The organism is Duganella caerulea (assembly GCF_040362985.1).
GTDB lineage: Bacteria > Pseudomonadota > Gammaproteobacteria > Burkholderiales > Burkholderiaceae_D > Rugamonas > Rugamonas vulcania.
On record NZ_BPWJ01000019.1, the window covers coordinates 38,807 to 59,580 of the forward strand.

At 65.2% G+C, this 20,774-nt stretch carries 22 protein-coding genes and 1 pseudogene; 8 read left to right on the forward strand and 15 right to left on the reverse strand.

The features are described from left to right. Positions 1–85 precede the first annotated feature (85 nt). Entirely contained in the window at positions 86–1,132 is a 1,047-nt protein-coding gene (locus ACUJB0_RS30730; protein WP_444848584.1) for an RNA-guided endonuclease InsQ/TnpB family protein, read from the forward strand. 209 nt (positions 1,133–1,341) lie between these two features. On the opposite strand, the gene ACUJB0_RS30735 is transcribed toward ACUJB0_RS30730, so the two are convergent. The 4 genes from ACUJB0_RS30735 to pgi all read right to left on the reverse strand — a co-directional run bounded on the left by ACUJB0_RS30735 (position 1,342) and on the right by pgi (position 6,339). Next, positions 1,342–2,196 carry an SIS domain-containing protein gene (locus tag ACUJB0_RS30735; RefSeq protein ID WP_117011571.1) on the reverse strand — a complete coding sequence of 285 codons (855 nt, stop codon included), beginning with the start codon at positions 2,194–2,196 and terminating at the stop codon, positions 1,342–1,344. Positions 2,197–2,202: 6 nt separating this feature from the next. Next, positions 2,203–3,675 (reverse strand): glucose-6-phosphate dehydrogenase, encoded by a 1,473-nt coding sequence (zwf, locus tag ACUJB0_RS30740; RefSeq protein WP_161087323.1) that lies wholly within the window; start codon positions 3,673–3,675, stop codon positions 2,203–2,205. A 112-nt stretch (positions 3,676–3,787) separates the two neighbouring features. Then, positions 3,788–4,684, reverse strand: a complete 897-nt coding sequence (locus ACUJB0_RS30745) for an SMP-30/gluconolactonase/LRE family protein (protein ID WP_444848585.1) — start codon at positions 4,682–4,684, stop codon at positions 3,788–3,790. A gap of 5 nt (positions 4,685–4,689) precedes the next feature. Continuing rightward, the gene (gene pgi / locus ACUJB0_RS30750) at positions 4,690–6,339 is read right to left on the reverse strand and encodes a glucose-6-phosphate isomerase (RefSeq protein WP_444848586.1); all 1,650 of its coding nucleotides are present in this window, start codon (positions 6,337–6,339) and stop codon (positions 4,690–4,692) included. Positions 6,340–6,582: 243 nt separating this feature from the next. On the opposite strand from pgi, the gene edd reads away from it, so the two are divergent. After that, on the forward strand, positions 6,583–8,505 hold the full coding sequence (gene edd / locus ACUJB0_RS30755; protein ID WP_444848587.1) for a phosphogluconate dehydratase: 1,923 nt from the start codon (positions 6,583–6,585) through the stop codon (positions 8,503–8,505). Between the two features lie 3 nt (positions 8,506–8,508). Next, the gene (gene eda / locus ACUJB0_RS30760; protein ID WP_161087327.1) at positions 8,509–9,132 is read left to right on the forward strand and encodes a bifunctional 4-hydroxy-2-oxoglutarate aldolase/2-dehydro-3-deoxy-phosphogluconate aldolase; all 624 of its coding nucleotides are present in this window, start codon (positions 8,509–8,511) and stop codon (positions 9,130–9,132) included. Positions 9,133–9,170: 38 nt separating this feature from the next. On the opposite strand, the gene ACUJB0_RS30765 is transcribed toward eda, so the two are convergent. The 3 genes from ACUJB0_RS30765 to ACUJB0_RS30775 all read right to left on the reverse strand — a co-directional run bounded on the left by ACUJB0_RS30765 (position 9,171) and on the right by ACUJB0_RS30775 (position 11,159). Next, positions 9,171–9,440 (reverse strand): BrnA antitoxin family protein, encoded by a 270-nt coding sequence (locus tag ACUJB0_RS30765; RefSeq protein ID WP_444848588.1) that lies wholly within the window; start codon positions 9,438–9,440, stop codon positions 9,171–9,173. Between the two features lie 257 nt (positions 9,441–9,697). Continuing rightward, positions 9,698–10,150, reverse strand: a complete 453-nt coding sequence (locus ACUJB0_RS30770) for a hypothetical protein (protein WP_444848589.1) — start codon at positions 10,148–10,150, stop codon at positions 9,698–9,700. A gap of 109 nt (positions 10,151–10,259) precedes the next feature. Then, entirely contained in the window at positions 10,260–11,159 is a 900-nt protein-coding gene (locus ACUJB0_RS30775; protein ID WP_444848590.1) for a LysR family transcriptional regulator, read from the reverse strand. A gap of 85 nt (positions 11,160–11,244) precedes the next feature. Here ACUJB0_RS30775 and ACUJB0_RS30780 point away from each other — a divergent pair, with 85 nt between their 5' ends. Continuing rightward, positions 11,245–12,054, forward strand: coding sequence for an NAD(P)H-dependent oxidoreductase (locus ACUJB0_RS30780; protein ID WP_444848591.1), 810 nt, complete (start codon positions 11,245–11,247; stop codon positions 12,052–12,054). A gap of 3 nt (positions 12,055–12,057) precedes the next feature. Here the strand turns inward: ACUJB0_RS30780 and ACUJB0_RS30785 are convergent, their stop codons facing one another. Together ACUJB0_RS30785 and ACUJB0_RS30790 are read right to left on the reverse strand one after the other, a co-directional pair. Next, the gene (locus ACUJB0_RS30785) at positions 12,058–12,669 is read right to left on the reverse strand and encodes a hypothetical protein (RefSeq protein ID WP_444848592.1); all 612 of its coding nucleotides are present in this window, start codon (positions 12,667–12,669) and stop codon (positions 12,058–12,060) included. Positions 12,670–12,674: 5 nt separating this feature from the next. Continuing rightward, complete coding sequence (locus ACUJB0_RS30790) at positions 12,675–14,105, reverse strand: cytochrome P450 (RefSeq protein ID WP_444848593.1); 1,431 nt, start codon at positions 14,103–14,105, stop codon at positions 12,675–12,677. 92 nt (positions 14,106–14,197) lie between these two features. On the opposite strand from ACUJB0_RS30790, the gene ACUJB0_RS30795 reads away from it, so the two are divergent. Then, positions 14,198–15,046: a DUF6597 domain-containing transcriptional factor gene (locus ACUJB0_RS30795; RefSeq protein WP_444848594.1), complete on the forward strand. Its 849-nt coding sequence runs from the start codon at positions 14,198–14,200 to the stop codon at positions 15,044–15,046. Here ACUJB0_RS30795 and ACUJB0_RS30800 read toward each other — a convergent pair. The 4 genes from ACUJB0_RS30800 to ACUJB0_RS30815 form a co-directional block, all read right to left on the reverse strand. Further along, positions 15,028–15,453 (reverse strand): DoxX family protein, encoded by a 426-nt coding sequence (locus tag ACUJB0_RS30800; RefSeq protein WP_444848595.1) that lies wholly within the window; start codon positions 15,451–15,453, stop codon positions 15,028–15,030. The genes ACUJB0_RS30795 and ACUJB0_RS30800 overlap by 19 nt on opposite strands. Positions 15,454–15,522: 69 nt before the next feature. Next, positions 15,523–16,497, reverse strand: coding sequence for a GGDEF domain-containing protein (locus ACUJB0_RS30805; protein WP_444848596.1), 975 nt, complete (start codon positions 16,495–16,497; stop codon positions 15,523–15,525). Continuing rightward, the gene (locus ACUJB0_RS30810; protein ID WP_444848597.1) at positions 16,494–17,123 is read right to left on the reverse strand and encodes a chemotaxis protein CheC; all 630 of its coding nucleotides are present in this window, start codon (positions 17,121–17,123) and stop codon (positions 16,494–16,496) included. Before ACUJB0_RS30810 ends, ACUJB0_RS30805 begins: the two co-directional genes overlap by 4 nt. 2 nt (positions 17,124–17,125) lie before the next feature. Continuing rightward, on the reverse strand, positions 17,126–17,497 hold the full coding sequence (locus tag ACUJB0_RS30815; protein ID WP_117011554.1) for a response regulator: 372 nt from the start codon (positions 17,495–17,497) through the stop codon (positions 17,126–17,128). A 225-nt stretch (positions 17,498–17,722) separates the two neighbouring features. Here ACUJB0_RS30815 and rpiA point away from each other — a divergent pair, with 225 nt between their 5' ends. Together rpiA and ACUJB0_RS30825 are read left to right on the forward strand one after the other, a co-directional pair. Next, entirely contained in the window at positions 17,723–18,400 is a 678-nt protein-coding gene (rpiA, locus tag ACUJB0_RS30820; RefSeq protein ID WP_444848598.1) for a ribose-5-phosphate isomerase RpiA, read from the forward strand. Further along, the gene (locus ACUJB0_RS30825) at positions 18,400–18,777 is read left to right on the forward strand and encodes a hypothetical protein (RefSeq protein ID WP_444848599.1); all 378 of its coding nucleotides are present in this window, start codon (positions 18,400–18,402) and stop codon (positions 18,775–18,777) included. The genes rpiA and ACUJB0_RS30825 overlap by 1 nt, the downstream gene beginning before the upstream one ends. 38 nt (positions 18,778–18,815) lie before the next feature. Here the strand turns inward: ACUJB0_RS30825 and ACUJB0_RS30830 are convergent, their stop codons facing one another. Further along, positions 18,816–19,088, reverse strand: a complete 273-nt coding sequence (locus ACUJB0_RS30830; RefSeq protein ID WP_117011551.1) for an oxidative damage protection protein — start codon at positions 19,086–19,088, stop codon at positions 18,816–18,818. Between the two features lie 34 nt (positions 19,089–19,122). After that, positions 19,123–20,433 (reverse strand): amino-acid N-acetyltransferase, encoded by a 1,311-nt coding sequence (argA, locus tag ACUJB0_RS30835; protein ID WP_161093287.1) that lies wholly within the window; start codon positions 20,431–20,433, stop codon positions 19,123–19,125. Positions 20,434–20,488: 55 nt separating this feature from the next. Between argA and ACUJB0_RS30840 the strand changes: the two are divergent. Next, a pseudogene (locus ACUJB0_RS30840) lies at positions 20,489–20,774 on the forward strand (hypothetical protein); the annotation flags it as partial.

Here is a 20,774-nt window from a genome sequence, read left to right on the forward strand (position 1 = left end):
GCGAGGAGTGAAAGGAACCGACTCCGCAATAGTCGATGGAGGGAGGAAACACGGAACTCATGCGTTCCGCATTGGTCAAACAAGTATGAAACTGGTTTACCGATATCGCGTCAAATCCTTGATCGGCCTGCTGGACCAGCAAGCACGGACGGTCAATTTCGTCTGGAACTACTGCAATGACCGGCAAAAGGATGCGTTGCGCTTCGGTCGGCGCTGGCACACTGGATTTGACCTGATCAAGCTGACCACCGGTTGCTCCAAAGAGCTTGGCCTGCATTCGGGTACAATCAACGACGTCTGCCAGCGCTACGCCACCTCGCGCGCCATATCACGCCGGCCTTACTTGCGCTATCGCGGCCTCAAGACGACGGGCTGGGTGCCGTTGAAGGGACGTGACCTCAAGCGCGAAGGCAACGCCTTCCGGTTCGCCAGCCGCACGTTTCGTGTGTTTTACTCGCGCCCTCTGCCAGAAGGGAAAATCCTCGATGGCACCAACTTTTCGCGCGACCGTCGAGGCAACTGGTTCCTCAACATTGTCGTCGAGGTGGAGCCGGCACCGATCCGCTCCCCCGTGCGCGGGGTCGGCATCGATCTCGGCCTGAAGATGCTGGCGACTTTGAGCGAAGGCAGCATCATTGAAGCGCCCCATTTTTACAGGGAAGCCGAGGCGGCGCTGGCGCGTGCCCAGCGCGCGCGCAAGAAGCGGCGTACCCAGGCCATCCACGCCAAGATTGCCAATCGCAGGCTCAATTTTCTGCATACCCATACCAGCGCGATCATCGCCGCGTTCGACTATATCGTGGTCGGCAACGTCAACGCGCAGGGCCTCGCCAAAACCAGCATGGCGAAGTCGGTCTACGATGCCGGCTGGTCGTCCTTCCGTACACAACTGGCGTACAAGGCTGTTAAGCATGGCGTCTGGTTCGGGGAAGTCGACGAACGTTTCACCACCCAGGTCTGTTCGCATTGTGGCGCGTTGCCCGACACGAGGCCGAGAGGTATCGCAGACCTTGGAGTAAGAGAGTGGTGCTGTAGTGATTGCGGTGCTGTGCATGATCGTGATCTCAATGCTGCAGTCAATATTCTCCGTCGCGGACGTGCGACGCTAGCAGTAGGAATCTCTGCTCTTTAGGGCGGAGGGGACGTCAAGATTGACTCCTTTCTCCGCAGCCTCTGCTGCGAAAGTGCTGAACTGGGTGTGGAGCTGAGATATCTCGTGGAACGCGGCGTTCGCCGTATGAAGTCAGAAGGGAAGCTGGAGTGTGGAACAACTGCCAGCGTAGCGCGGCCTGGATGGCCGCGCTTTGCACAAGAGCAGACGTCGTGGACGTCCGCTTTTTCTTAGCCGATGAAGGAGTCGAACTGCAGGTCGAATTCCTGCAAGGCCTTCTGTGCGTTCTGCATTTTCTTGCGGAATTCGGGACCGCGTTGCAGCGCCAGGCCGACCGCCAGCACGTCGATCACCACCAGGTACGCCAGCCGCGCCGAGATCGGCGTGTAGGGATCGATGTTGAAGATCAGGTCGATCGGAATCAGCACCGTCGCCAGGTCCGCCAGCGGCGTACCGGACGGCGCCAGCACGATCACGTCGGCGCCGCCGCGGCGCGCCAGCTTGATCGAGCGCACCAGCGACGGGCTGTTGCCGCGCTGCGAGATGGCCACCACCGCGTCACCCGCGCGCAGCAGGGCGGCGGCGATGCTGTGGATGTGCGGGTCGGCATATGCCACCGTCGGCACGCCGGAGCGGAAGAATTTGTGTTGCGCGTCCGCCGCCACGATGCCCGATGTGCCCTGGCCGTAGAACTCGATCTTGTTGGCCTTGGACAGGATATCCAGCGCCTTCTGGATCGCCTCGGGATCGAGGTTGTTACGCAGGTCCAGCAGGGTATTGATCGAGCGGCTGCAGATCTTGTTGACCAGGTCGGCCGCGAGGTCGTCCTGGGTCGGCTGTTCGTTCAGGCCGGGCAGGGCCAGCGCCAGGCCTTGCGCCAGCTTGAGCTTGAACTCGTGCCAGCCGTCGTAACCCAGCGTGCGGCAGAAACGCACCACGGTCGGCTCGGACACCTGCGCGCTCTTGGCGAGCGCCGTGATGTTCTGGCTGACCGTCTGGCCCGGATGATCAAGCACGGCCAGCGCGACCTTGCGCTCCGATTTGGAGAGCGAGTCGAGCTGGGTGCGGATGGAATCTAACAGCATCGTCGTTTAGTCTTCCGGAAGCGCTTCTTCGCGCCATTGCAAACCATCGCGGCCGATCAGTGCCGACGCGGCGGCCGGGCCCCAGGTGCCGGAGGCGTACGGGATAGGGAAGCTGTCGTCGGCCTCCCAGTTGTTCAGGATAGGCTCGACCCATTCCCACGCCGCTTCCAATTCGTCGCCGCGCATGAACAGGGTCAGCTGGCCGCGCAGCACGTCGAGCAGCAGGCGCTCGTAAGCGTCCATGCGCGGCGATTTGAACGATTCGCGGAAGTCCAGTTCCAGCTCGGCCTGCTTGAGGCGCATGCCGTCGCCCGGCGTCTTGGCCATCAGGTTCATGCGCAGGCCTTCGTCCGGCTGCAAACGGATCACCAGCGAATTCGGCTGGAAGCTGTTGGTCGGCTGCGCGAAGATCGAATGCGGGATCTGCTTGAAGCGCACGACGATCTCGGCCAGGCCATCGGCCATGCGCTTGCCGGTGCGCAGGTAGAACGGCACGCCGGCCCAGCGCCAGGTGTCGATTTCCGCCTTCATCGCCACGAAGGTCTCGGTGCGCGAATGTTCCGGCGCATCCGGCTCGTCGCGGTAGCTCGGCACGGCCTTGCCGTCCACATGGCCGGCGCGGTACTGGCCGCGCACGATGTTCTGCGCCAGCGTGGTCGGTGTGAATTTTTTCAGCGAACGCAGCACTTGGAGCTTGGCATCGCGCACGGCGTCCGGCGCGATCGAGGTCGGCGGCTCCATCGCCACGATGCACAGCAGTTGCAGCAGGTGGTTTTGCAGCATGTCGCGCAGCGCGCCCGAGGTGTCGTAGTAACCCATGCGGTTGCCCACGCCCAGCTTCTCGGCGATGGTGATCTGCACGTCGGAGATCCACTCGCGGCGCCACAGCGGCTCGAACAGGATGTTACCGAAGCGCAGGGCCAGCAGGTTCTGCACGGTCTCCTTGCCCAGGTAGTGGTCGATACGGTAGATCTGCGATTCCTCGAACACCTGGCCCACTTCGGCGTTGATCTGCTTGGCCGAGGCCAGGTCGCGGCCCAGCGGTTTTTCCAGCACCACGCGCGAGTTCTTGGTCACCAGGCCGTTGGCCTTGAGGTTCTCGCAGATTTGCGAGAAGATCGCCGGCGGCGTCGCCAGGTAGTAGACCTTGGTGATGGCGTCGTCCTTGCGCAGCGCCTCGACCAGCGAGCTGTAGCTGCCGGAGTCGGTGGCGTTGAGCGACACGTAGACGATGCGCGCGGTGAACTTGGCCCAGGCGGCAGGCGTGACGGCCGGCGACTTGATATGCGGTTTGGACGTGGTCTCTACCGTGTGCAGGAAGTCTTGCTGGCTGGCGTCGGCGCGGCCGACGCAGATGATGCGGGCGGTGGCGGGCAAGTCGTTGGCGACGTCGCGGGCGTACATCGCGGGCAGCAATTTGCGCATCGCCAGATCGCCGCTGCCGCCAAACAGAACCAGGTCAAAATCGGTAAGAGCCATAATTATTCGCAGTATGTAGAGTGCTGAAAGAGGGATGTAACTGTAAATTTACTACACAATTTGTTGTATTGCAAGAAAATTTACTACAAATGCTGCGGATGCAACATATAGTTTATTCGATATACGCCGGCTCCGTGCGGCCGGCCACGTCGACGCGGATGGCCAGCAGCTTGCCGCTGAGCGGGTACTGCGCCAGTTCCGGCGCCGGCCGCGCGCCCGCGCTGGTGACGTACAGCGTGCGCAGGTCGGCGCCGCCGAAGGCCATCATGGTCGGGCAGCGCACCGGCAGCGCGATCTCGCCGATCAACTCGCCGGTGGGCGACAGCTTGACCAGGCGCGCGCCTTCGAACATCGCGACCCAGTAATTGCCGTCGCTGTCGACCGCCGCGCCGTCGGGGCGGCCGCCGTAGTTGTTCTCCTTGTCCATCGAGAACTGGTGCAGCAGGCGCTGGTTGGACACCTTGCCGCTGGCGACATCGAAATCCAGTTTGGTGACGCGGTGGGCGCTGGTGTCGGCGTGGTACATGGCGCTGTAGTCCGGGCTGAAACCCAGGCCGTTCGAGTTGGTCATGCCACCCGACCAGGCCTTGCGGATCGTGCCTCGCTCCAGCACGAACATCTCGGCGGCCGGCTTGTCGCGCGGCTCGTAGATGGTGCCGACCCAGAAGCGTCCGGCGCCGTCGACGTGGCCGTCGTTGAAGCGGGTGATGGCGGTGTCGTACGGCGCGGCGGCGATCTCGGTCAGGCGCACTTCATCGCTGCCGGTGTCCAGGTGCGCGAAGCCGCTGCGCATGGCGACCACCAGGCCGCCCTGGTCGCTGACGGCCAGCGTGGCCGGCTCGCTGGACAGCTTCCACGAACGGTGCGCGCCGCTGGCCGGATCGAGGCGGTGCACGGTGAAGGCGGGAATGTCGACCCAGTACAGCGCCTGTTCCTGCGCGTGCCACAGCGGGCACTCGCCGGTTTGCATGACGGCGTCGTAGGCGACTTTGATGTGTGGAGTATTCATCGCAATCAGATATGTTGTGCGGCCTTGGCCATGATGATCAGGCCATTGGTGGAGCTGTCGTGGCGTTCCGGCTTGATGTCGCCGGTCAGTTCCGCGTGGATGTTCTTGGCGAGGACTTTGCCCAGCTCCACGCCCCACTGGTCGAAGCTGTTGACGTCCCAGATCACGCCCTGCACAAAGGTCTTGTGCTCATACAGCGCGATCAGCGCGCCCAGCGTGGATGGCGTCAGCTGGTCCATCAGGATGGTGTTGGACGGACGGTTGCCGGGGAAGGTCTTGTGCGGCGCCAGTGCCTCGATCTCGGCGGCGCTCAGTTTTTGCGCGGTGAGGTCGGCGCGCACTTCGTCGGCGGTCTTGCCGGTCATGAAGGCTTCCGATTGCGCGAAGCAGTTGGCCAGCAGCGAATCGTGATGGCCCGCCAGGTCGTGCGTGGCCCGTAGGGCGGCGATGAAATCGATCGGCGTGACGTCGGTGCCTTGGTGCAGCAGCTGGAAGTAGGCGTGTTGCGCGTTGGTGCCGCACTCGCCCCACACCACCGGGCAGGTCGGCGTGTCGACTTCGGCGCCGCCGCGTGTGACGCGCTTGCCGTTGCTCTCCATGTCCAGCTGTTGCAGGTAGGCCGGGAAGCGGCTCAGGTCCTGGTGGTACGGCGCGATCGACAGCGAACCGGCGTTGAGGAACTGGCGGTTCCAGAAGCCGATCATCGCCAGCAGCACCGGCATGTTCTGCTCCAGCGGCGCCTCGCGGAAGTGTTCATCCATCGCGTGCGCGCCGCCGAGGAAATCGCTGAAGTAGCCGAAGCCCACCGCCAGCGCCACCGCCAGGCCGATCGCCGACCACACCGAGTAACGGCCGCCGACCCAGTCCCAGAACGGGAACATATTGGCCGGGTCGATGCCGAAGGCTTTCACGGCCTCGGTGTTGGTGGAGACGGCGACGAAGTGGCGCGCCAGGTCTTCTTCCTTGGCCGTTTGCAGGAACCAGTTGCGGGCGGTGCCGGCGTTGAGCATGGTCTCGGCGGTGACGAAGGTCTTGGAGGCGATGATGAACAGCGTGGTCTCGGGATTGACCTGCGCCAGCGCGGCGTCCATGTCATGGCCGTCGACGTTGGAGACGAAGTGCATCTTCAGGCGCGGATGCGCGTACGAGCGCAGTGCCAGCACGGCCATCTTCGGACCCAGGTCCGAGCCGCCGATGCCGATGTTGACGACGTCGGTGATCGGCTTGCCGGTGTGGCCCAGCCACGCGCCGCTGCGCACGCGGTCGGTGAACGCCTTGATCTGGTCCAGCACCGCGTGCACGTCGTGGGCGATGTCCTGGCCGTCCACGGTCAGCGCCTTGCCGCGCGGCATACGCAGGGCCGTGTGCAGCACGGCGCGATGTTCGGTAAGATTGATCTTCTCGCCACTCAGCATGGCGTCGCGCTGGCGTTCCACGCCGCGTTCGCGGGCCAGGTCCAGCAGCAGGCCGATGGTGGTGGCATCCAGGCGGTTCTTCGAATAATCGAGGAACAGGCCGGCCGCGTCCACCGTCAGTTTGGGGAAGCGCTGCGCGTCGGCGGCGAACAACTGGCGCATTTGCCAGTTCTTCGCGTCGGCGGCGTGGGATTCAAGGGCTTGGAAGCTGGAAGTGGAGGTCAGTGCTGGCTGGCGCATAATCGTTGGGCGTCGTTAAGTCTGAGGGAGGGGATGCATGAATGATACAGGAAAATCCGGTAAATTCACTACGGTTCCGTTCAAACGGCGCAGTTTTTCTGTCGTGAGGGGCGTTGCGGCGGGATGTCGGGCCTGAGTGCCGCCGATGCGTTGCCCGCCCGGCCGCACATTACAAGAATAAAAGTAGGCTGAATCCGAAATTTTGTAGTAAAATTTCACGGAATTCATTCATAAGGAACGATCATGGCGTTGCATCCAGTCCTAGAAACCGTCACCGCACGCATCATCCAGCGCAGCAAGCCGTCGCGCGGCGCTTATTTGGCCCATCTTGAAGCGGCCCGCGTCAAAGGCGTCCAGCGCGGCGCGCTCGCTTGTACCAATCTGGCGCACGGCTTCGCCGCCTTCCCCGCCAACGACAAGCTGTCGCTCAAGGAACTCAAGAAGCCATCGGTGGCGATCGTCTCGGCCTACAACGACATGCTGTCGGCCCACCAGCCGTTCGAAGGCTTCCCGGCGCTGATCAAGGACGCGGTGCGCGATGTCGGCGCGGTCGCCCAGTTCGCCGGCGGCACGCCCGCCATGTGCGACGGCGTCACCCAGGGCCAGCCGGGCATGGAGCTGTCGCTGTTCTCGCGCGACGCCATCGCCATGGCCACCGCGGTGGCGCTGTCGCACAATATGTTCGACTCCGCCGTGTACCTTGGTGTGTGCGACAAGATTGTACCCGGCCTGCTGATCGGCGCGCTGCACTTTGGCCATTTGCCTGCGGTGTTCGTGCCGGCCGGCCCGATGACCACCGGCCTGTCGAACTCCGAAAAAGCCAAGATCCGCCAGCTGTACGCACAGGGCAAGGTCGGCCGCGCCGAACTGCTGGAAGGCGAATCGCAGTCGTACCACAGCGCCGGCACCTGCACCTTCTACGGCACCGCCAACAGCAACCAGATGCTGATGGAAGTCATGGGCCTGCACCTGCCGGGCGCCGCCTTCATCACCCCGAACACGCCGCTGCGCGACGAGCTGACCAAGGCCGCCGCGCGCCGCGCCGCCGTCATCACCGCGCAATCGAAGGAATACCTGCCGGTCGGCCACGTGGTCGATGAGAAGTCCATCGTCAACGCCATCGTCGCGCTGCTGACCACGGGCGGCTCGACCAACCACACGCTGCACCTGGTGGCCATCGCCAAGGCGGCCGGCATCGTCATCGACTGGAACGACTTCGACGAGCTGTCGAAAGTGGTGCCACTGCTGACGCGCATCTACCCGAACGGCAACGCCGACGTGAACCACTTCCACGCCGCCGGCGGCACCGGCTTCGTCATCCGCGAACTGCTGGATGGCGGCCTGCTGCACGACGACGTCACCACCATCCTGGGCAAGGGCCTGCGCGCGCACTGCACCGAGCCGTTCCTGGGCGAGGGCGGCAAGGGCGTGGTCTGGAAGGATGCGCCGACCGAATCGGGCGACGAGGCGGTGCTGCGCAAGGTCACCTCGCCGTTCTCGCCGGACGGCGGCACCGTGCTGGTACAAGGTAACCTGGGCCGCGCGGTGATGAAGGTATCGGCCGTCAAGCCTGAGCATCAGACGGTGGAAGCGCCTGCGCTGACCTTCAATTCGCAGGAAGACTTCATGGACGCCTACAAGGCCGGCCAGCTTGACCGCGACTTCGTGGCCGTGCTGCGCTTCCAGGGGCCGCGCGCCAACGGCATGCCGGAACTGCACGCGCTGACGCCTGCACTGGCCAACCTGCAGGACGCCGGCCGCCACGTGGCGCTGGTGACCGATGGCCGCATGTCGGGCGCGTCGGGCAAGGTGCCGGCGGCAATCCACGTGTCGCCGGAGATCCTGGCTGGCGGTCCGCTGGGCCTGGTGCGCGATGGCGATATCATTCGCGTCTGCGCCCGTACCGGCACGCTGGAGGCGTTGGTCGAATCGAGCGTGTGGCATTCGCGCTCGCTGGCCACGGCCGACCTGACGCCGAACGGCGTGGGCATGGGCCGCGAACTGTTCGCCATGTTCCGCAACAGCGTGTGCGAAGCGGAGAAGGGCGCGACCACGTTCGGGCTGCCGTCGCCGATCGCCACCACGGTGGGCCTGCATGACAAAGACCCGGTCGGCAACACCGTGCCAGGTTCCGATGAAGATTACTCGATGAAGAAAGAAGCGTAAATCATGACCATGACTCTGCTCGACATTATGCGTACCTCGGCCGTGATCCCAGTGATCGCGATTGATGAACCTGAACATGCGGTCCCGCTGGCGCGCGCGCTGGTGGCCGGCGGCATCCGCGTGCTGGAAGTGACGCTGCGCACCAAGCACGGCCTGGGCGCGATCAAGGCCATGTCGGAAGTGGAAGGCGCCATCGTCGGCGTCGGCACCTTGACGCAGCCGGAGGAGTTTGCGGCGGCGCGTGATGCGGGCGCGGTGTTCGGCGTGTCGCCGGGCTTGACGTCGGCGCTGATCGCCGCCGCCAAGAGCAGCGGCCTGCCGTTGCTGCCTGGCGTGATGACGCCGTCGGAAGTGATGGCCGCGCGCGAGCATGGCTTCCGTCAGTTGAAACTGTTCCCGGCGGTGCCGGCTGGCGGCATCGGCATGTTGAACGCGATTGGCGGTCCGCTGCCGGACGTGATGTTCTGCCCGACCGGCGGCATCTCGCAAGAGACCGCGTCGCAGTTCCTGGCGCTGAAGAACGTCGCCTGTGTGGGCGGCTCCTGGCTGACGCCGAAAGACGCCATCGCCGCCGGCGACTGGGATCGGATCACCGACCTGGCCAAGGCGGCCAGCGGATTGCGCTGATAAAAAAAGACGCCGCTGGCGTCTTTTTTTATGGCGAATCAGGCGGGCTTCCGCAGCATCGAAAGTTCTTCGCGGATGACTTTTCTGAGCGCTGCTGCGGTAATCGGCTTGCCATGTTCGGCGGGCGGATTCATTGCGCTTCGTAGCGCGGCATTGATCATGGTCTGATAGCCGGTACCTTGCGCCTCGGCCAAATCTCGGAAGTGTTGGATGACATCATCGTCGAGCATGTTGGTAACGCGGGTTTTGCCCGCCGCCGCGATGACGGCGCCGCGTTTCCCTTTGCTGAAATCATATTCTTTACGCATGGTATCGCTCCGCTTCTTATGCATATCATATGCATATAGCGTCAAGCGAGGCGCACGCCTTAACATTGCGCAGCAGCGGCTGGGCTGCGCGCTCGTTGTAGCATTCATTCGATTTTCCCCACTATTTTTTTCGGCTTTCCCATATTTGGCCCGGCAAATCCGGAATAGCATAATGCTTGAAAAAATCGAAGAAAATAGAAGAGAAAATCGGGGTTTTGCTAGAAGGAGCGCGGAGGAGCACCCTGTGCGCAGACCCGTCAGCGGTTGGGATTCAGGCAGAACAGGCCGGCCTTCGTGGCAAGTTCCAGCACCGGCGCGGCTTGTTCCTTGTTTTTGAAGTACAGGATGTTGGTGTCGTCCCAGCCCGCCGCGTAGATGCAGCCCAGTTCCGGCAGGATGATGAATTGCGACGGCACACCGTAGTCGTTGAAGCGCGACTGGCGCAGGAAGCCTTCGCGGTCGGTGTAGCGCTTCAGTACCAGCTTGGCCTTGGCCGGCCAGCGGCCGCGGTGGCGCAGCGTGTAGACCGGCGTCAGGTCGAACAGCGCCGCCCAGTGCTGCTCGAATTTCTTGTTGCGTTGTACGCGCTCCGGGCCTTCGAAGCAATCCAGCAGATGCCATTCGCTCTCGTCGTCGAGCCATTGGTCGAACACGGAGATCGCCACGCGCTCCATGCCGCCGTCCGAGTCCAGCTCCCTGATTTGCTTCAATTGCGGAAACTGCCGGTGAATTTCGGCAGCGACGTTCGCGTCAACGCGAGACAGCATCTTCATATACATCCTTCTTTGGTGACCAAGCCTTCAGCGCCGAAGTATATACTCAAGCTACCGTGCTGGCGATGTACTCGCGCAGCCACTGGTGTGCCGGGTCGCGATGCGAGCGCTCGTGCCACAACATGGCCATCTCATAGCCCGGCACCTCGACCGGCGGCGCCACGCAGCGCAGCGCGGGATGGTTCTTCACCAGCCGCTCCGGCAGCATCGCCACCATATCGGTACTCGCCAGCGCCGATATCACAAACAGAAAGTGCGGCACCGACAGCGCCACCCGCCGTGGCGGCAAGCCCGCCGCCGCCAGCGCCCGGTCCGTGCCGCCGCTGAACCCTCCGCCGTCGGGCGATACGATGACATGCTCCATGGCGCAGAACTGCGCCAGCGTCGGCCGCCGTTTCAGGCGCGGATGGCCGCTGCGTCCCGCCAGCACGTAGCGCTCCCGGAACAGCAGCCGATGGCGCATGCCCGGCGGCGCTTCCTCCGTGGTGTGGAAGGCCAGGTCGATCTCGCCCGATTCCGCCTGCCTGGCGATGCGTGGCGGAGTCAGTTCCAGCACCGCCAGCCGCGTTCCCGGCGCCGCCGCGCGCAAGCCCGCCAGCGCCGGCAACAGGATGGTCGATTCGCCGTAGTCGCTGGCGGCGACGCGCCATGTCTGATTCGCCCCGCGCGGATCGAACGGACTGGCGGGCGACACCGCGCGGCCCAGCGCTTCCAGCGCCAGCCGCAAGGGCTCGCGCAGTTGTTCGGCGCGCGCGGTGGGACGCATGCCGCGCGGCCCGGGCAGCAGCAGCGGATCGCCGAAGATGTCGCGCAGCTTCGACAGGTGCACGCTGATGGATGGCTGCGAAAAGTTCAAACGCTCCGCCGCCCGCGTCACGTTGTGCTCCGAGAGCAGCACGTCCAGCGTCACCAGCAGGTTGAGGTCCAGACGGCGGAGATTATTCATGGCTATACCTGGAATATTGGAAATTCATTTTTAATATACCTGATCCTCTCTTATGCTGGTGTTTTTCCAGCCAAGGAGTAGCGTGATGAATGTTCTGATTGTGTATGCCCATCCCGAACCGAAGTCGTTGAACGGCGCGTTGAAGGACTTTGCGGTGCGGCGTCTTGAAGCGGCGGGACACGCCGTCCAGGTATCCGACCTGTATGCGATGAAATGGAAGGCGCTGGTCGATGCCGGCGATGTCGTCGGCGGCCCGGTGGGCGACCGTTTCGATCCGGTGGGCGATTCCCGGCGCGCCTACGCCAACGATCTGCAAAGCGCCGATATCGCCCGCGAGCAGGACAAGCTGCGCTGGGCCGATACCGTCATCTTCCAGTTTCCGATGTGGTGGTTTTCCATGCCGGCCATTATGAAAGGCTGGGTTGAACGGGTCTATGCCTTTGGCTTCGGCTACGGCGTCGGCGAACATTCCGACGTGCGCTGGGGAGACCGCTACGGCGAGGGCACGCTGGCCGGCAAGCGCGCCATGTTGGTGGTGACGGCCGGCGGATGGGCGTCGCACTACGGCCCGCGCGGCGTCAACGGCGCTATCGACGACCTGCTGTTCCCCATTCAGCATGGCATCCTGTACTACCCCGGCTTCGATGTCCTGCCGCCGCTGGTGGTCTATCGCGCCGAGCGCATGGACGATGCCCGGTTCTCCGCCGTGTGCGAAGAATTCGCAGAGCGGCTCGACACGCTGGCGCAAACCGCGCCGATACCGTTCCGTCCTCAGAACGGCGGCGACTACGACATCCCCGCCATGACATTGAAAGCCGATGTGGCGCCCGGGCTGTCGGGCCTTGCGGCGCATCTCGCTTCAACGGACGCATGGCCGGCGCCTCGTGTGGAATGACGGTCAGCGGAACGTGGCGAGATATTTCGGCGGCACTGTTATGTCATGCAGTCCGCCGGAGAAGGCCGCGACGATCAGCGTGGCGGCCGCGAAGCCGCCCGCCGCCAGCAGCACCTTGGCGATACGCAGCGTCCCAGCGCTCAGGCGATCATGCGCCAGCCAGTGCAGCGCCCGCGCCAGATGGACCGTGACCGCCAGCACGGCGAGGAAGTAGTAGGGCATGAAGAAGTAGCGATACGGCGGCACGTGCATGCCGGCTGCGGCGTAGTAGAAGTTCGTGTCAAGCCCGAACCGCATGCGCCCGGCCAGCACCGCGCCCACGTGCACCGGCAGGAAGAACGCCAGGTACAGTCCTGAACCGAGCTGCAAGAGGTCCAGTCCCTGATACCGGTCGCGCCAGCGGCGGCGGACGAAGGTCAATCCGCTGGCAACCTGGCTGGCGGCGCACAGCAGCAGGACGACTTCAATCACGCGGTTGCGGTACACCACGCGATACGCGTCCATGAAGCGGATATGGGCCTCCGGGCCGCCGATCGCCAGCAGGTGGTTGAACAGGTGCAGCGCCAGGAAGGCGCCCAGCACGCAGGCTCCGATGCGATGGACCTTGTGCAGCATGCCGCTTACTCGACCCGATCGCGCAGCCGCATGCGCAAGCCCACCGGCGACATCGTGAAGGCCATCAGCTCGTCCGGCTCCTTGCCGTCCACCGTGTCGAGCGAGGCGATGTCGAAGCTGTTGAGCAGCATCGCGCTGGCCAGCTTGATCTCCAGCAGCGCCAGATAGCGCCCGGGGCAGGTGCGCACGCCCGCGCCGAACGGCATCGACACATGCTTGTTCATCGCGCCGTCGCCTTTCCGCAGCCAGCGTTCGGGATCGAACTGGTTGGCCTGCGCCACATGGCTATCGTTCACGCTGTCGTTGCGCATCACGCACCACACCATGCCGCCCTTGGGTATCCGCACGTCGCCGACCACGCTGTCGCGCAAGGCCTCCAGCGGCAGGAACGGCGCCACGGGCTTCAGGCGCATGGCTTCCTGCGCGCAGGCGTCCAGATAATCCAGCGCGTCCATCTGCTCGATGCTGAATGCCGCCGTGTCGGGCGCGACGCGCTGCACTTCTTCGCGCGCCTTGCGCAGCGCGGCCGGATTCTTTTGCAGCAGGTACAGCATCCACGCCAGCGTGTTGCTGGTGGTGTCCTCGCCGGCCAGCAGCAGCGTGGTGACGTTGCCCGCCACAGTGATGTCGTTGACGCCGCTGTCGCCCTCGTCGGCCGCGCAGATCATCGCCTCCAGCAGGTTGGCGGGATGCCCGCGCCGGTGCGGCTCGGCCGAGAGCCGGGCGCGCGCGGTGGCGATCAGTTGGTCGACCGCCTTGTCCAGTTGCCGCACGCTCTCGTCCAGGCGGCGGTCGCGCGGCAGCTTCACGTAGCGCCAGTACGGGAACAGCGCGAACGAGCGGCGCGACACCTCGGGCAGGATGGCGTCCATGTGGCGCTGGATCACGTCCTCGCCGCCGTCGATGGTGTTGACGTCGGTGCCGAAGGCCAGGCCGGCGATCACGTCGACGCTGAAGCGCTTCAGGTCCTCGGTCAGGTCGATGGCGCTGCCGTCGCGCGCGGCCTGGCGCCAGCGCTGCTGCAACCGCAGGCCGACCTTCACCAGCGATGGGAAGTAGGCCTTCACCGCGTGCGGCGCCAGCGCGGTCATCACCATGCGGCGCTCGTTGCGCCACGCCGCGCCTTCGGCCAGGAACAGACCCGGACGGCCGCCCATTTCATTCGACACCTCGGCCGTGATGGAAGGGCGGCGGAAACCGTCAGGACGGTCGCGCAGCACGGCGTTGACCAGCTCATGCCCGGCCAGCACCACCATGGGCACGTTGCCGATGTTGATCTTGAATACGGGGCCATACTGCTTGCTCCATTCCTCGACATCGCGATGGATGCTATCGAGCCGCATGTTCGGCAGGTTGCCCAGCAGCGGCCAGGGGCGAGGTCCCGGCAGGCTCTCGACGGTGCGCAGGGTGGGGGCGGCGGTGATGGCGTGTTCCATGTCGGCTTCCTTGAGTGACGATAGCGTCACTATGCCGTGCCGCCGCCGGCCCGTATTGAACGTTTGCGACAGCTTTGGTATAAACTTTGCAAATGTCCGACACCGAACCATCCCTGACGCGCCTGATCGTGCCGCCCTTCGCGCTGGCTTCCTGCGTGCGCGCCTGCGTCACGCGCAGCACGGTGGAGCGGCCGCTGACCGATCCGGCCGACCGTTTCAATCACTACCCCGCCACGCCGCATTGCTCGATCACCTGGTTTATCGAGGGCGAGGCCGAGGTGGTGCAGCCGCCGGGGATGCCGAAGGCCGCGATCCGCGCGGTGTTCGTCGGCCCGCAGACGCGGCCCATGGCCACCTACAATCCGGGCCCGGTGCGGATGCTGATGGTGTGTTTCTATCCGCAGGCCATGCACGCGTTGAGTGGCCTGGACGTGCCGGCCTGGGTCAACCGCTGGGACGCGGTCGACCGTGTGCTGGGGCCGGAGTGGCAGGCGATGTCCGACGCGGTGCTGGCCGCCGCCGCCGACGACGCGCGGCTGGCGGTGCTGGAAGCATTCCTGACGCCGCGCTGGCAGGCCGCGCGTCCCGGCGGGCCCGGTGCGACGGCGGGCGACTGGGTGCGCCACCTGGCGTGGCAGGTGGCCGACACCGCGCTTGGCCGCGGCGTGCGCAGCATCGAGCGCCACATCAAGGCGCGCGCCGGCCAGCCGATGCGCAAGCTGCTGCGCCTGCAGCGCGCCGAGCAATCCTTCTTCGACGCCCGCGACGAGTTCCTGGCCGGACGGGTGGTGTGGTCCGACGTGGCCGCGCGCGGCGGCTATGCCGACCAGGCGCACTTCTGCCGCGAAGCGCGCGAGATCACCGGCCATAGTCCGCACGAGCTGGCGCGCATGCTGAAATCCGAAGACGAAAGCTACTGGATCTACCGCATCTGGACCTGATCGGACAGGCCGCGCCGGGTCTTCAGCTCTTCCCAGGCGGTGACCAGCAGGCAGGTGATCAGCAGCACGCTGTACTCCCAGCCGCCGGTGCCCGGCCCGACCACGAAGAAGCCGTTGTGGCGGTGGAACAGGATGATGCCGGTGGTGTAGATGACGGTCAGCGCCGCGCACACCGGCAAGGTCAGCAGGCGCAGCGCCAGCAGCACGGTGCCCACCGTCTCGGTCAGGTTGACGGCGTAGGCCAGCCAGGTGCCGCTGCCGTGCGGGAAACCTTGCTCTTCCAGGATCTGGCCGAGAATGGGGCTGCTGCCCTCGTAGAAGCGGTAGGCCCCGTGGGTGAACAGGATGGCGCATAAGACCAGCCGCAGCAGATCGGTGCCGGCGCTGGCACGTGTGAAGATTTTCATGGCTCTCCGGGAATATGGTTATTTTTGCATGACCCCAGCCACTCTAGCACAGCCCCGCCGCGCCGGATATCAGGCCGGCAGCAGCGCCTCGGTGCGGTTGCGGCCGTTGCGCTTGGCGAGGTAGAGCGCGCGGTCGGCCGCGCCGATCAGCGCCTCGATGCCGGCCGGCGCGTCCACCCGCTGCGTGGCGATGCCGATGCTGACCGTGACCTGCTGCCCGGCGTCGCTGTTGCGCTCGTGCGGAATGGCCAGCTCCTGGGTGCGGGCGCGGATCGCCTCGGCCATCAGGGTGGCCTGCTCGACGTCGGTCTCGGGCAGGATCATGGCGAACTCCTCGCCGCCGTAGCGCGCCATCAGGTCGCACGGCCGCCTGAGCATGGACGCCAGCGCGGCCGCCACCTGGATCAGGCACTGGTCGCCCTTCTGGTGGCCGTAGTGGTCGTTGTAGGCCTTGAAATGGTCGATGTCGATCATCAGCAGCGACAGCGGCGTGCCGCCGCGCTTGGCGCGCCGGTGTTCCTTCTCCATCGCCACGTCGAAGTGGCGGCGGTTGGCGATGCCGGTCAGGCCGTCGGCGAAGGTCTGGGTGCGCAGCACCATGGCCTGCTCGCGCAGCAGCTTCTCGCGGGCGACCGCGATGCTGACATCGTTGATCTGGATGAGGCAATGGCGCGCCGCGCCCTCGACCGCGATCGGCCGCACCTCCACCGCCTGCTGGATGCGCTCGTTGCGGGCGGCCGCCGCCGGGCTGGCGTACAGCGCGAACGGCGCCTTGTTGAGCGTTTGCGACAGCAGCGACGGGAAGTTGTTGTACAGCGCGTGTTGGATCGCCGACTCGACGCGGCCGCCGCGCAGGCCGGGACAGACGGCGAAGAAGTCGGCGCCGATCACCTTGTCGTGGCCCAGGCCGGAATGCTTGATCATCCACGCGTTCCACAGCACCACGCGCCGTTCGCCGTCGAGCACGATGGCGCCCAGGTTCACCGCGCACAGCACGCTGTGCAGCAGGTGCAGGCGGTGCGCTGCGGTGAGCTTGTTCATCATGCCTGGCCCATCGCGCGGGCGATGTAGAGGTTGATCTGCTCCTTGAGGTCGTGCAGCGCCGAGACGTCCAGCACGAAGGCGACGTAGCCGTGGATCTGGTGCTTCTCCAGCAGGAAATCGATGTGCAGCATCAGCACCACGGTGTCGGCCTGGCTGCCTGAGGCGATCAGGATCTCGTCGCTGGTGCCGACGTGGTACGCGGGCAGCGAGCCCTGCAGCTCGCGCTGGAAGATGTTGGCCAGCGTGCCCACGCAGGAGTTGAGGATGATGTTGCCGATCTCGCACATGGCCTCCTGCTCCATCTCGGTGAGCTCCTTCTGCGACACCGCCTCGCCCACCATCAGGCGCACGATCTCCAGGCTCTTATCCTCGGGGAACATGAGGATGGCCTCGGTCGAGAACGCGCCCTCGTAGTGCTGGCTGACGCCGCAGATGGCGCCGGCCGGCTCGGCCGATTTGCCGTCGAGCAGGCGCGCGGCCTCGGCGCGGTTGATGAAGCTCACCGACGGCACCGACATGTGCACCGCCTCGTTGACGATGGCGCTCATCGACGACGCGGCCTGGCCGACGCCGATGTTGAAGATCTCGATCAGCGCGTCGTTCTCCAGCTCGGACAGGGAGAACATGATCAGGCCGCTTCCAGCGTGGACAGCAGTTGCGCGATGCGGGCCTCGGTGATGGGTTTTTCCATGAAGCCTATGCCCAGCAGCGTGGCGCGTTCGCGCGTGGCGGCCTGCACGTTGGCGGTCAGCAGCGAGATCGGGATGGCGGGCAGTTCCTGGCGCAGCTGCTCGGCGGCGGCGATGCCGCCCATGCCGGGCATGTTGACGTCCATCAGGACCAGGTCCGGCCCGACCGCGCGCGCCTTGACCAGCGCCTCCTCGCCGGTGGCCGCCTCCTCGACGATCCAGTCGGCGTGCAGCGCGCCGATGTACTGGCGCGCCATCAGGCGCGATACGCGGCTGTCGTCGACAATCAAGACTGTTTTCGTAGGCGTCATGTCTCATCCCCCCGCAATCGTTATTGGGCGCTGCGTTGCAATCATTCTCGCATATCCGGCCGCGTCGCTGGCGACCAACGTTGCTTGTCCGCTGCGCTTGTGCGAGTCTGCGACACCGGCGCCCGCCGCGTGTTGTCCGTGCGCAATTTTTGGCGGAAAAGCGGGGCGGGCGGGGGCGATCCGTTAAAATAGCGGGATTGAATTCCCCTCTCTTATAGAAACATCATGACCCAAGACGAACTGAAACAAGCCGTAGCCCGCGCCGCCATCGATTACGTGGTGGACAACGAGATCATCGGCGTCGGCACCGGCTCCACCGCCAACTTCTTCATCGACGAGCTGGCCAAGATCAAGCACCGCATCAAGGGCACGGTGGCCTCGTCCGAAGCGACCGCGGCGCGCCTGCGCGGCCACGGCATCGAAGTATTTGACCTGAACGACGTCGCCGAGATCGCCGTCTACATCGACGGCGCCGACGAGATCACCAGGACCGGCGCCATGATCAAGGGCGGCGGCGCGGCGCTCACGCGCGAGAAGATCGTCGCCTCGGTGTCCAAGCAGTTCGTCTGCATCGCCGACGGTTCCAAGCTGGTCGACGTGATGGGCAAGTTCCCGCTGCCGGTGGAAGTGCTGCCGATGGCGCGCGCCTCGGTCACCCGCGCGCTGGCCAAGCTGGGCGGCACGCCCAAGCTGCGCCTCAAGCCGGGCACCGACGAGGCCTTCATCACCGACAACGGCGGCGTGATCGTCGACGTGGCCGGTCTGTCGATCACCGATCCGGTGGCGCTGGAACAGCAGATCAACCAGATCGTCGGCGTGATTGCGGTCGGCCTGTTCGCCGCGCGCGGCGCCAACGTCTGCCTGCTGGGCACGGCGGACGGCGTGCAAAAGCTGAGCTTCTGATGAACCGCGGCCGGCCGGTGCTGTGGATGGGTGGCGCGCTGCTGGGCGCCATGCTGCTCAGTTCCTGCGCGTGGATGCCGTCGCTGGGCAAGCCGCGCGACGAAGCCCCCGCGCCACGCAAGCCGGCGCCGCGCACCACGGCCGACGATGGCACGCCGCTGACCTATGTGGACGGCGTGGAAATCCAGAAAGTGCCATTCCGCGCCGGCGTCTCGTCGGCGACGGTGGAGAAGCTGGCCAGGCAGCAGGGCTGCACGGGCGGCTGGGGCGCGGGATTGGTGAGCGAACCGGGACCGGTCGAGGTGTATCGCATGACTTGCGAAAACGGCAAAGTTTTCATGGCTCGATGCGAACTGAAGCAGTGTAAGCCTATGTAATTCCATGCCGGCGGCGGGCGCCGCCGGCGTTTCCAACCTTACTCGGCTGGCGGCACATAGCCTTGTGCGGCGTCGGCGCCGTCGCCGAAGAAGTGTTTCTCCATCTGCGTGGCCAGGTATTTGCGGGCGCGCTGGTCGGCCAGGTTCAGGCGGTTCTCGTTGACCAGCATGGTCTGGTGCTTCAGCCAGGCCGCCCAGGCTTCCTTGGAAACCGATTCATAGATCTTCTTACCCAGTTCACCCGGATACGGTGGAAAGTCCAAACCCTCGGCTTCCTTGTTGAGTTTGATGCATTGAACGGTGCGGGCCATCTGTGTTGCTCCTAAAGCGGTAGGTAAAACGTGATTATAAGGTCTTAATCAAAACCTGGGATTTGCGCTGCCAGTTATACATGCGCTGGCGGTCCTTCGGCAGGGCGTCCACCGTGGCCGGCACGAAGCCGCGCTTCTGGAACCAGTGCGAGGTGCGGGTGGTCAGCACGAACAGCTTCTGGATGCCGATGGCGCGCGCGCGGTTCTCCATGTGCTTGAGGATGCGCTCGCCGTCGCCCTGGGCTTGCACCTCGGGGTTGACGGTCAGGCAAGCCATTTCCGCCATCTTCTGTTCCGGGAACGGGTACAGCGCGGCGCAGCCGAAGATCACGCCATCGTGGTCGATGACGGAGAAGTAGTCGATCTCGCGCTCGATCAGCTCGCGGCCGCGCTTGACCAGCGTGCCGTCCGCCTCCAGCGGCTCGATCAGCTTGATGATGCCGCCGACGTCCTCGATGGTGGCCTGGCGCAGCGACTCCAGGTTCTCGTGCGAGATCATGGTGCCCACGCCATCGTGGGTGAACAGTTCCAGCAGCGCTGAGCCGTCCATGTCGAACGAGACGATGTGCGAGCGCTCAACGCCGTTGTTGCAGGCCTTGACGCAGTGTTTCAGGTAGAAGGCGGTGGCGTCCGGCAGGAAGCCGGCCTGCAGCACGGCCTCGGCCTGGTGCGAGGACAGCTCGCGGATCTCGGCGCCGCCGGCGTCGGTCATCATGCCGGTCTCGGTGATGAAGATCAGCTTGTCGGCGTGCAGGGCGATGGCGGTGCTGCAGGCCACGTCCTCCATGGTCAGGTTGAAGGCCTCGCCGGTGGGCGAGAAGCCCAGCGGCGACAGCAGCACCAGGCCGTCCGAGCCGAGGATGGAGTGGATCGTCTCGGCGTCGACCTTGCGGGTGATGCCGGTCAGCTCCAGGTCGACACCGTCGATCACGCCCAGCGGACGGGCGGTGATGAAGTTGCCGGAAATGATGCGGATCGCCGCGTGCGACATCGGCGTGTTGGGCAGGCCCTGGCTGAAGGCGGCCTCGATGTCCAGGCGCAGCTCGCCGGCGGCCTCCTTGGCGCACTCCATGGCGGCGGTGTCGGTGATGCGCAGGCCGTTGTGGAAGCGGCCCTCGACGTTGCGCAGGGCCAGCTGCTCGGCCACCTGCGGACGCGAGCCATAGACCACGGTGACGTTGATGTCGAGCGCGTGCAGCAGCGACAAATCGTGCGCCAGCACCTGCAGCGCGCCGGCGCTCACGAGTTCACCAGGGAAGGCGACCACGAAGGTCTTGCCACGGAAGGCGTGGATGTACGGCGCGACTGAGCGCAGCCATTGGACGAATTGGGTAGGGTTTTCCATTAGGCGCATTATAATTCGGTGCGCGACTTCCGCGCCAAAACCTTTGTAAAAAACAATGTCAGAAGCTAGCAACAAGTCCAAAGGCGCGTCCAGCACGCCCGCCAGCACGCAGAACGCCCCCTCCCGCGCACCACAAGCGCCCAACGCCCGCCCGGGGCAGGGCCAGCCACGCCCGCAAGGGGAGGCGCGCCCGCGCAGCGGCGAACCGCGTCCAGCCGGCCAGCAGCGCGGCCCGCGCCCGGAGGGGCAGCAGCGTGGCCCGCGTCCGGAAGGCGGCCAGCAGCGCCCGCCGCGTGTGGAAGCGGCCCTCGACGTTGCGCAGGGCCAGCTGCTCGGCCACC